The organism is Aurantimonas sp. C2-5-R2 (assembly GCF_036549495.1).
In the GTDB taxonomy this organism is placed as follows: Bacteria; Pseudomonadota; Alphaproteobacteria; order Rhizobiales; family Rhizobiaceae; genus Aurantimonas; species Aurantimonas coralicida_A.
On the sequence record NZ_JAZHLJ010000125.1, the window covers coordinates 1 to 7,125 of the forward strand.

Genomic DNA, 7,125 nt, shown 5'->3' on the forward strand with positions numbered 1-7,125 from the left:
CTCAGTGGAATCGGCACCCCGAGCCTAACGGCTCAAGGCGGGCAACGCCGCCCACTTCAGAGTTTCAACAGAGACCGGGACATTCCCGAAAACTGTGTCCGGGCATGGTCAAATCACGTCTCTGGGTGCCAAAATAACCGACTTGGCGCCGCCTCGTATCAATATGCAGCGGCCAGAGCGAGTCAAAGCCGACAAAAGGCTTGGCGAACCGCTTTGGGTGCTATTACCATGCCGAAAGGTGATCCAAATGGGGAATGCCGGTTTAATTTAAGTCCTACACGGCGATCGGCACGGCCTCAAGCTTTGCGCAGTAGGCTTCTTCCGCTTCGGCGGGCGGGATTTTGCCAATCGGCGTGAGAAGGCGGCGATTGTTCAACAAGTCGGACCATTCGANTTTAATTTAAGTCCTACACGGCGATCGGCACGGCCTCAAGCTTTGCGCAGTAGGCTTCTTCCGCTTCGGCGGGCGGGATTTTGCCAATCGGCGTGAGAAGGCGGCGATTGTTCAACAAGTCGGACCATTCGAGGGTGGCGAACTCGACGGCCGTTGACACTGTCGTCATCGTCATAGGCGTTGTAGGCGCCGATGTTGAACTCGTCCTCGGTCAGATTGCCGTCGTCGTCGGCATCCCATTCGTCGAACACGCCCGCCTCGCCGAAACGGGTGCCAAACTCTTCGCTGCTGAGTAAGCGTCCGGTGAACGTGCTGGTCAGTTGAGACCGCAGCACTTCTTGTATTGTTTACCGGACCCGCAGGTGCACGGATCGTTGCGACCGACCTTGCCGAAGGTCGGCATGGCGGAATTTACCGTTCCCTTCATCTGGGCGAACCGCCAGACATTGAGGGCTTCGACCCATTTGGAGATCAGCGCCGGGGCCTTGAGCGTGAGATCATCGATTTCCGTTTGAGGGAGAGTGCTGGCGCCGCGGCTGATGGCGACGAGTTCCAGAAGGCCCGAGAGCGCCGTCTGCGTTTCTTCGTCGCCAACTTCTGCGATGGCAGTCCCGCTTCCCGGCCGCAGATCGACGGCAGAAGGAGCTTGCTCGGTTCATTGCTAGCCGATAGTTCGGTTCCTTGATTCTGGGGCCACCGTAGGTGTGCGACAGCCATTTCCGGAAGCGCGGCAGCGAGGAAACACCCGTTTGCCGATTCATTTCACGAACGGGATTTATCGATGGAAGCGACAGCGATCTTGGCCGACTATGTGGTCAACTCGGAATTTCACATGCTCCCTCAGGGAGTCAGGAGCGAAGCTGCGCGTTCTCTGCTGAACTGGATGGGTTGCGCGGTTGGCGGATCCGGTCATGCGACCGTAGACCGCGCTATCGCCGCTTTGTTACCGTTCGCTGGTCAGGGTCAAGCTAGCCTGTTCGGCCGGATTGAAAGGGTCGACGCTCTCCATGCTGCGTTGATGAACGGCATTTCAAGCCACGTGCTCGACTTCGACGATACTCATCCCGAGACTCTCATCCATCCGACGGCCCCAGTCGTTCCCGCCTTGCTCGCTCTTGCCGAGCAGCGCCGCATAAGCGGTGCCGATCTCCTGCATGCCATGGTTCTGGGAGTTGAGGTCGAGTGCCGGATCGGCAGGGTCGTGTTCCCGGCCCACTACAATATCGGTTGGCATATTACGGGCACGGCCGGCGTATTCGGTGCGGCGGCCGCAGCCGGCAAGCTGCTTGGGCTCAATCGGCAGCAGATGACCTGGGCACTCGGCATTGCCGGGACGCAATCGGCGGGCCTAAGGGAGATGTTTGGTTCCATGTGCAAGAGCTTTCATCCCGGCCGTGCTGCACAAAATGGTTTGGCTTCGGCGTTGCTAGCTCAACAGAACTTCACCAGTTCCGATCGCGTGATCGAGGCGCCACGCGGTTTCAGCCACGTTATGTCGGTCGAACAGAATTTCGCTGAGATCACCAAGGGTCTCGGGTCGAGCTTCGAGATTACTTTCAATACTTATAAGCCTTTTCCTTGTGGGCTTGTCATCCATCCCGCAATCGATGGCTGCATTCAACTCCGCGATGAACACGGGCTGGGGGGCGACGACATTGATCGGGTTGAACTCCGAGTCCATCCGCTTGTTCTTGAGCTCACGGGCAAGAAGACGCCGCAGACGGGGCTCGAAGGCAAGTTCAGTGTCTACCATTCGGCGGCGGCGGCGATCACCTATGGCGCCGCAGGCGAGCACGAGTTTAGTGACGCATGTGTGTGCGAGGAGCGAGTTGCCATCCTACGTGACCGGATCGACGCAGTTTCCGACTCGAAGATTCACGAAGATGAAGTCTATATCACCGTCACGCTCAAGAACGGCCGTAAGCTCCATAAGCACGTCAAACACGCTGTCGGCAGTTTGCAGTGCCCCATGAGTGACGCAGCTCTAGAGGCGAAGTTTCTCAGCCTCACCGAGCGCGTGCTGCCGAAAGATAGAGTTGACCAGCTGATCAAGCTTTGCTGGGCCGTAGAACAGCTCGACGACGCTGCAGAATTAGCGCGCGCTGCGGCAGCAATGCACGGAGGGGCTGCTGTATGATACTTCGGATGTGTGATTGTAGAAGTGGCGGAAAGAGCAATTGTCGAACACAGTTAACCGCTCGCTTGGGCGGTCATCGTCGTGCGTCCATGCGCATCGGCCGTCCATAGGTCGAGCTCCGTGGAGGCCTCCGCTCCGCTTCCCGCCTTGTCCGCTCCGGCGTTCACGGAAAAGCGTCCGCCGTCGAAGAGCGGGCTCACGCCCCGATAGCGGAAGACGGCCGGCGCGCGCCCGAGGCGCTCGGCGGCCAGATGCGCCAGCAGCGTCGCTTGAAGGGGCCCGTGGACAACGAGGCCGGGATAGTTCTCCTCGGTCCGGCAATAGTCATTATCATAGTGGATGCGGTGTCCGTTGAAGGTGAGCGCGGAATAGCGGAACAGGAGGAGCGTCGTCGCCTCGACCTCCCGGCTGGCCTCCGCCGGCTTCCTCCCTTCGGGCACCGCTGGCTTGGCTGCCGGTCCGGCATCGGCGCCGCGATAGACGAGGTCCTGGCGCTCGTCGATGGCGGGGCCCCGCTCGCTGCGGATCTCGTGGCGCACGGCGACGAAGCACAGAGCGCCGGTGCGCCCTTCCTTCAGTTCCACCGATTCGATCCGAGAGGTGCGCGTGACCCGGTCTCCGACGCGCAAGGGGGTGAGGAACTGAAGTTCGCCCCCCGCCCACATGCGCCGGGGCAGGGGCACCGGCGGCAGGAAGCCGCCGCGCGCCGGATGGCCGTCCGGGCCGGTGGCGGCGCCGGGCACGATGGCGGGCGCCAGGCACCAGTGGATGCAGAGCGGCGCCTCGCCGCCGGGCGCCGCCGCGCCCGGCTCAAGGTCGAGCGTCGCGCGGAAGCTCTCGGCAAGGCGCGGTGTGATCGTGTCGCTCGCGGTCTCGGTCCGCCCGATCCAGCTCTGGAGATGGTCGATGTCGATCGCTGCGCTCATGGAGCTTTTCCTGTTCTCGTTCGTCCCGTCCTCGCCTCGCTTCAATAGGAGCGGGGCATGCCGAGCACATGCTCGGCGAGATAGGACAGGATGAGGTTGGTGGAGATCGGCGCGACCTGATAAAGGCGCGTCTCGCGGAACTTGCGCTCTACGTCGTATTCCTCGGCAAAGCCGAAGCCGCCATGGGTCTGGACGCAGGCTTCCGCCGCCTCCCAGGAGGCATCGGCGGCGAGCATCTTGGCCATGTTGGCCTCGGCCCCGCAGGGCTCGCCGGCCTCGAAGAGCGCGGCGGCGCGATGCACCATCAACTCGGCCGCGCGCATATGGGCGTAGGCCTTGGCTATGGGAAACTGGATGCCCTGGTTCTGGCCGATCGGGCGGCCGAACACGACGCGCTCCCTGGCATAGCCGGTCGCCTTGTCGATGAACCACTTGGCGTCGCCGATGCACTCGGAGGCGATCAGGATGCGCTCGGCGTTCATGCCCGAAAGGATGTAGCGGAAGCCCTTGCCCTCCTCGCCGATGAGGTTCTCGGCCGGCACTGCGACGTTGTCGAAAAAGACCTCCGTCGTCGCATGGTTCATCATCGTGCGGATCGGGCTGATCGAGAGGCCGGCGCCCCTGGCCTCGCGCATGTCGAGAAGGAAGACCGACAGCCCGTCCGTCCGCTTGGCCGCCTCCTCCTTCGGCGTCGTGCGCGCCAGCAGCAGCATCAGGTCGGAATGCTCGGCCCGGCTCGTCCAGATCTTCTGCCCGTTGACGATGTAGCGCTCGCCCTCGCGCCGCGCCGTGGTCTTGATCGAGGACGTGTCGGTGCCGCTGGTCGGCTCGGTGACGCCGAAAGCCTGAAGCCGCAGCTCGCCGCTCGCGATCTTCGGCAGGTAGTGTCGCTTCTGCTCCTCGCTCCCATGCCGCAGAAGCGCGCCCATGATATACATCTGGGCGTGGCAGGCGGCCCCGTTGCAGCCCGAGCGCTGGATCTCCTCCATGATCGCGCAGGCCGCCGGCAGCGACAGGCCGGAGCCGCCATGCTCCTCCGGGATCAGGGCAGCGAGGTAGCCCGCGCGCGTCAGCGCGTCGACGAACTTGGCTGGGTAGGCATGCTCGCGGTCGAGCCGTCGCCAATACTCGGCCGGGAATTCGGCGCAGAGTTTGCGCACCTCCTCGCGGATTTCGGAAAAGGTCTCAGTGTCGCTCATGGCATCTTCTCCTTTGTTCTCAAACTTCGGCAGCCGCGCATGGTGACCCTAAGGAATCAGGAGGACGGTTTTCCGCCTTACAGCTCGGGTGCGATTCAGAATGGACAAATTGGCTTGGCCGTCAAAATAACGCTTCGTGATAACCCCTATCTCAAATTGATATGTCGGCAGACATTTCGTTGCTCTACGAATTAATATTTTACTGCGTACGATATTTATTGAATCGTTGTGCTTGTGTTTTCGCTGCCGATAGGAGACGCGTCCCGCAACGGTGCTCCCAAAGGACGAAGCAAGGCAGGAGGTAGTGTGAAAGATCTTTCCGGAATCCTCGTCGTGTCAGTCGAGCAGGCTGTGGCCGCGCCTTATGTGTCGGGGCGGCTGGCGGATGCCGGCGCGCGCGTCATCAAGATTGAGCGGCCGGAGGGCGATTTCGCTAGAGGCTACGACAGCCTCGTGCATGGTGAGAGCGCGTATTTCGTCTGGCTGAACCGCGGCAAGGAGTCGGTGCGCCTCGATCTGAAGGAGGCGGCAGACCGCGAGTTGCTCGGCCAATTGATCGCCGAAGCCGACGTCTTCATCCAGAACCTCGTTCCCGGCGCGATCGAACGCCTCGGCTTCGGCATCGAGCGGCTGCGCCGGGAGCATCCGCGGCTGATCACCTGCTCGATCTCCGGCTATGGCGACGACGGGCCTTTCGCGCACCTCAAGGCCTACGACCTCCTGGTGCAGGCCGAGAGCGGGCTGTCGTCGGTCACCGGCAACGAGCACGGGCCGGCGCGCGTCGGCGTCTCGGTCTGCGACATTGCGGCGGGCATGACGGCGCTCTCCGCTGTCATGCAGGCGTTATTCGCGCGTGAGCGGACGGGGGAGGGACGACACATTTCCTTGTCGCTGTTTCACGCGCTGTCAGACTGGATGAACGTGCCGTATCTGCAATATGCCTATGGGGGCAAGGTGCCGCCGCGCGCCGGGCTCAGCCATCCCACCATCGCCCCCTACGGCGTCTATGAGTGCGCTGACGGCAAGGCCATCCTCTTCTCCATCCAGAACGAGCGCGAATGGGCGAAGCTCTGCGCGCACGTGCTGGAGCGGTCGGAGATGGCAAGCGATCTGCGGTTTGGCAGCAACAATGCCCGCGTCGCCAACCGGCCGGCGCTGGAGGAGATGCTGGTCGTCGAGTTCCGCCGCCAGGACCGCGACGCGATGGCGGCGCTGCTGGAGGCGGCGGGCATCGCCTATGGCCGCCTTTCCACGCTGGAGGACGTCGCCAGCCATCCGCAGAACCGATACGTCGAGGTCGACACGCCCACGGGGCCGGTGCGTATGCTCGCGCCCGGTTTCCTGGTGGACGGCCATGTGCCGGAGCTCGGACCCGTGCCGAGGTTGGGCCAAGATACAGAAGCAATCAGAACTGAGTTCGTGTTGGAGGTTTAGCAACCGGATGTCGCTAGGCGCAGCGTAAGATTCGGACATTCATCTTGCCGTCTGCATATTCAGAACTAGCCCGCCTTCCGGCCTGGCCGCACACACTGTACCGTCCCGCACGCTTGCCTCGAAGCGAACACCGGATAAAAGGTGGCTGGAAGTGGACCTACGGCAACTTCGGTATTTTATCGCGATTGTCGAGGAAGGATCCTTTTCTAAAGCTGCGCTCTCTTTGCGAATCGCCCAGCCAGCTCTCAGCCTGCATGTTCGCAATATGGAAGCCGATCTCGATACTGAACTCCTCCTGCGCACGCCGCAGGGCGTGAAGCCAACCGAGACTGGTTCGATCCTCTTGAAACAGGCGCGCTCAATCGTGGCGCAGTTCGAAACCGCGCGTCAGGAGATTCAGGAGCATGAAAGCGAGCCTTCAGGCGAGGTGCGTCTCGGACTTCCAGGAAGTATCAGCCAGATTCTTTCAGTGCCGTTGATTCTGGAGATGCGTCGTCTTTATCCGAAAGTCCGACTGCGCGTGACGGAGGCGATGAGCGGCTTCGTGCTCGAATGGCTTCGTGACCGGCGAGTCGACCTCGCTTTGCTCTACATTCCGCTGGATGACCGCGGTCTCAAATCCTACGGGGTCCTCTCCGAAGAGTTGTGCCTGATCGGCCCCGTCTCCGATGAAACTTTTAGCCATCTGCTCCCCGAAAGCCGAATTTCCCTCTCAGAGATCTGCCGGCTTCCTCTCATTCTCCCCAGCATCGGCCATGGCCTTCGCAGCCTAATAGACGAAGTGGCTGCCAGCAATGGGCTTACCCTTGAGCCTGTCATGGACATCGACTCCTACGCCAGCATCAAGGAACTCGTGGCACATCAGCTGGGCTATTCCATTCTGCCGCGAAGTGCGATTACCAGAGAGGTCAAAGGAGGCAACCTACGCGCTTGGGCCACAGCCGACGGGAATGTCCCGGTCTCTGTTGAAACTCTGAAGTGGGCGGCGTTGCCCGCCTCGAGCCGTTAGGCTCGGGGTGCCGATTCCACTGAGGA

At 61.8% G+C, this 7,125-nt stretch carries 6 protein-coding genes and 1 pseudogene; 3 read left to right on the forward strand and 4 right to left on the reverse strand.

Annotated elements, in window-relative coordinates; genetic code table 11:
• Positions 1–407: 407 nt before the first annotated feature.
• Together VQ044_RS23220 and VQ044_RS25920 are read right to left on the reverse strand one after the other, a co-directional pair.
• Positions 408–545: pseudogene (locus VQ044_RS23220) on the reverse strand (IS3 family transposase); the annotation flags it as partial.
• A gap of 165 nt (positions 546–710) precedes the next feature.
• Complete coding sequence (locus VQ044_RS25920; RefSeq protein ID WP_442873000.1) at positions 711–821, reverse strand: SEC-C metal-binding domain-containing protein; 111 nt, start codon at positions 819–821, stop codon at positions 711–713.
• Positions 822–1,175: 354 nt separating this feature from the next.
• On the opposite strand from VQ044_RS25920, the gene VQ044_RS23225 reads away from it, so the two are divergent.
• Complete coding sequence (locus tag VQ044_RS23225; protein WP_327649949.1) at positions 1,176–2,531, forward strand: MmgE/PrpD family protein; 1,356 nt, start codon at positions 1,176–1,178, stop codon at positions 2,529–2,531.
• 53 nt (positions 2,532–2,584) lie between these two features.
• On the opposite strand, the gene VQ044_RS23230 is transcribed toward VQ044_RS23225, so the two are convergent.
• Together VQ044_RS23230 and VQ044_RS23235 are read right to left on the reverse strand one after the other, a co-directional pair.
• Positions 2,585–3,457 (reverse strand): FAS1-like dehydratase domain-containing protein, encoded by an 873-nt coding sequence (locus VQ044_RS23230; RefSeq protein WP_327649951.1) that lies wholly within the window; start codon positions 3,455–3,457, stop codon positions 2,585–2,587.
• A 41-nt stretch (positions 3,458–3,498) separates the two neighbouring features.
• Positions 3,499–4,656: an acyl-CoA dehydrogenase family protein gene (locus VQ044_RS23235; protein ID WP_327649953.1), complete on the reverse strand. Its 1,158-nt coding sequence runs from the start codon at positions 4,654–4,656 to the stop codon at positions 3,499–3,501.
• A gap of 306 nt (positions 4,657–4,962) precedes the next feature.
• Here VQ044_RS23235 and VQ044_RS23240 point away from each other — a divergent pair, with 306 nt between their 5' ends.
• On the forward strand, positions 4,963–6,090 hold the full coding sequence (locus tag VQ044_RS23240; protein ID WP_327649955.1) for a CaiB/BaiF CoA transferase family protein: 1,128 nt from the start codon (positions 4,963–4,965) through the stop codon (positions 6,088–6,090).
• A gap of 151 nt (positions 6,091–6,241) precedes the next feature.
• Positions 6,242–7,099: a LysR substrate-binding domain-containing protein gene (locus VQ044_RS23245; protein WP_327649957.1), complete on the forward strand. Its 858-nt coding sequence runs from the start codon at positions 6,242–6,244 to the stop codon at positions 7,097–7,099.
• Positions 7,100–7,125 lie beyond the last annotated feature (26 nt).

Excerpts from the sequence above, each read along its gene's own strand:
- VQ044_RS23230 (WP_327649951.1), bottom strand. The coding sequence starts at position 3,457 with ATGAGCGCAGCGATCGACATCGACCATCTCCAGAGCTGGATCGGGCGG.
- VQ044_RS25920 (WP_442873000.1), bottom strand. The coding sequence starts at position 821 with ATGAAGGGAACGGTAAATTCCGCCATGCCGACCTTCGGCAAGGTCGGT.
- VQ044_RS23225 (WP_327649949.1), top strand. The coding sequence starts at position 1,176 with ATGGAAGCGACAGCGATCTTGGCCGACTATGTGGTCAACTCGGAATTT.
- VQ044_RS23235 (WP_327649953.1), bottom strand. The coding sequence starts at position 4,656 with ATGAGCGACACTGAGACCTTTTCCGAAATCCGCGAGGAGGTGCGCAAA.